Origin of the sequence: Caballeronia sp. GAWG1-1, assembly GCF_023631465.1 — a bacterium.
Classification (GTDB): Bacteria; Pseudomonadota; Gammaproteobacteria; order Burkholderiales; family Burkholderiaceae; genus Caballeronia.
Window position 1 is genome coordinate 1 of the sequence record NZ_JALQDB010000084.1, and the last position, 2,870, is coordinate 2,870.

The following is a 2,870-nucleotide window of genomic DNA, read 5'->3' on the forward strand; positions in this document are numbered from 1 at the left end:
GGTTGCATACGCTCATCGAGTACCCACGTCTGTGTCGCTGCAATCGGCGCGCCGATCGGCACCGGCCGGTGCTCTTCTCGGCATTGCCACGCGGTCACGTCAATCGCCGCTTCGGTCGGGCCGTACAGGTTGTGCAGTTCCACATTCGGAAGACGCGCGAAGACCTTGCGCTGCAATTCTTCAGGCAGCGCTTCGCCACTACAGATGATTCGGCGCAACGTGTCTGCGCAAGACAGCGCGTGTTCACTTTCAATGAACGCCTGCAACATCGACGGGACGAAATGAATCGTGCTCACCTCGTGCTGCACGATGGTGTGTGCCAGTTGCAATGGATCGCGATGCGCACCGGGTGCGGCGACCGCCAGACGTGCTCCGACCATCAATGGCCAGAAGAATTCCCATACCGATACGTCGAAGCTGAACGGCGTCTTTTGCAGTACCGTCTCGCCGTGTTCGAGCGGATAAGCTTGCTGCATCCATTGAAGTCGATTTGATAGCGCAGCGTGTGTGTTGCCGACGCCTTTGGGACGGCCCGTCGAGCCTGAGGTGAAGATGACGTAGGCCAGGTTTTCGCCGTGGATTTCGATATCCGGATTGCTCTGTTCGTCGCGTGATACATCGATATCTCGCAGCACCAGCGTCATGCCACTATCGGCCTGCATCTCTGCAAGCCGCTCCTGTGGCAATGACGGGTCCAGCGGTACATACGCCCCGCCCGCCTTCATGATCGCCAGCAGCGCCACGACCAGTTCCACCGAGCGCTCTGCGGCTACGCCTACTTTCGACTCCAACCCCACGCCGCGTTCGATCAGTTCATACGCCAGGCCATTCGCTTTCGCATTGAGTTCGGCATAGCTCAGACGGATATCGCCGAAGGTCAGCGCAATGTCGTCCGGTGCCAGCTCTGCGTGGCGCTCGAAGCCGCGTATCACCGGCTCAAGGTTCTCGAAGCGCGTGTCGTTGCGGCTCCAGCCTTCGATCTCTGCGCGCTCTTCTGCGCTCAGTAGCGGCACTTCGATGATCAACGCCGTGGCTTCGACAAGCGCCTTGAGCATCGCCTCGTAATGCTGCGCCATGCGCGCGATCGTTCCTGCCTCGAACAACTCGCGTGCATAGCTCAGCTCAAGCGATATCGTCCCGTCACTTTCCTCGCGCGTGTCGAGCAGCAGTTCAAACTGCGCCATCTCGGCCGGCAAGGCATACGGCTCGATTTCCAGTGACGGCAAATCCTTCAGCACCCGCCAGTCTCGGCGCTGATGATTGAACATCACCTGGAACAGTGGCGTGTGGCTCAGGCTGCGCTCCGGACGCAGTGCGTCGATCAGTGCATCGAAGGGCAAATCCTGATGCGCCTGCGCACCAAGTGTCGCTTCGCGTACCTGTGCGAGTAACGTCGCCGTGTCCGTCGAGGCGTCAACACGGCTTTGCATTACCTGCGTGTTCACGAAGAAGCCGATCAGTCCTTCGACTTCCACCCGATGACGGTTCGCCACTGGTACGCCCGTACGTACCGTCTGCTGCCCCGTATAGCGATACAGCAGCGCGTGGAACGCGGCCAGCAGTACCATGAAAGGCGTACTGCCGCTTTGGCGGGCTCGCTCGCGCACCGCGTCGGCCAATGCAGGCGGCAGGCTCACATGATGACGCCCAGCGTGATACGTCGCGTGTGGGGGGCGTGGGGCGTCGGTGGGCAAGGCCAGCACCGGGTGTTCATCGCCCAGTGTCCTTTGCCAGTAGGCCAGTTGACGTTCGCGTTCGCCTGCGTCGAGCCAGTCGCGTTGCCACGCGGCGTAGTCCGCGTATTGGACGGGCAACGCCGCACGCTCAATTGCGCTTCCTGAAACGCCCGCGCGATAGTGCGCCACCAGTTCATCGAGCAACACCTGCACGGACCAACCGTCCGACACAATGTGATGCATCGACAGCACCAGCAAGCGTTCTTCCGCACTCGCGCTGAACAAGGCCACACGCAGCAACGGGCTGTGTTGCAGATCGAACGGCTCTGCAGCTAAAGCACGCGCGGTGGCATCGAATTCACTCGCATCGAGCGATGCCGCGCGCCAGTCCAGCGCGACCTGTGCATCGATGATTTGCTCGACGCGACCGTTCACATCGGCCACGAAACGCGTGCGCAGGCTCTCATGTCGCGCCACGATCGCTTCGAAACTCGCACGCAGCGCTGCGTGATTCACCGCGCCATGCAGGCGCAAGCCGCCCGAGACGTGATACGCGCTGCTCTCCGGCAACAACTGCCACAGGAACCACAAGCGCTGCTGTGCATAAGATGCGGGCGATGCCTCTCCCGGCGATCTCGCTCTCGCAAGGATAGGCAGTTGCGAAGGCGTCACGCCTTCATCGACCATCTTGCGCCAGAAGATGCGGCGCTTGTCCTGCGAAAGTTCTATGAAGCGCTGCGCGATGCGCGCGGCTTTGTCCTTATCCATGAAGCTTGCTCAAAGAGTATCGAGAAAGGCGTCGAGTTCGTCGAGCGCCTGATCGCCGGGACCGGCGGTGCGCGCATCGTCGATCGCCTGCGCGAGTGCGGCCAGCGACGTGGCCTCGAAAAGCGCGGCTAACGGCAGACTTGCCTTGAGTTCCAGTCCGATGCGCGCATTGAGTCGCACGGCCATGAGCGAGTTGCCGCCCAGCTCGAAGAAGTTGTCGTTCCGGCCGATGCGTTCGATGCCCAGCAGCGTCGACCAGATTTGCATGAGTTGTGTTTCGAGTGCGCCTTGTGGTGCTTCCCATTCGTGGTCTTCGTCCTGCACCGACGGCACCGGCAGCGCCTTGCGATCCACCTTGCCGTTCGCGTTCAGCGGCATCACATCCAGCACCACGATGCGCCACGGCACCATGTAATCCGGTACGCC

At 61.4% G+C, this 2,870-nt stretch carries 2 protein-coding genes; both read right to left on the reverse strand.

Going from position 1 to position 2,870, the window contains the following annotated elements:
• On the reverse strand, window positions 1-2,444 hold a 2,444-nt coding region (locus tag NCT03_RS33485; protein ID WP_250495492.1), incomplete at its 3' end, for a condensation domain-containing protein.
• Window positions 2,445-2,453: 9 nt separating this feature from the next.
• On the reverse strand, window positions 2,454-2,870 hold a 417-nt coding region (locus tag NCT03_RS33490), incomplete at its 5' end, for a phosphopantetheine-binding protein (protein ID WP_250495493.1).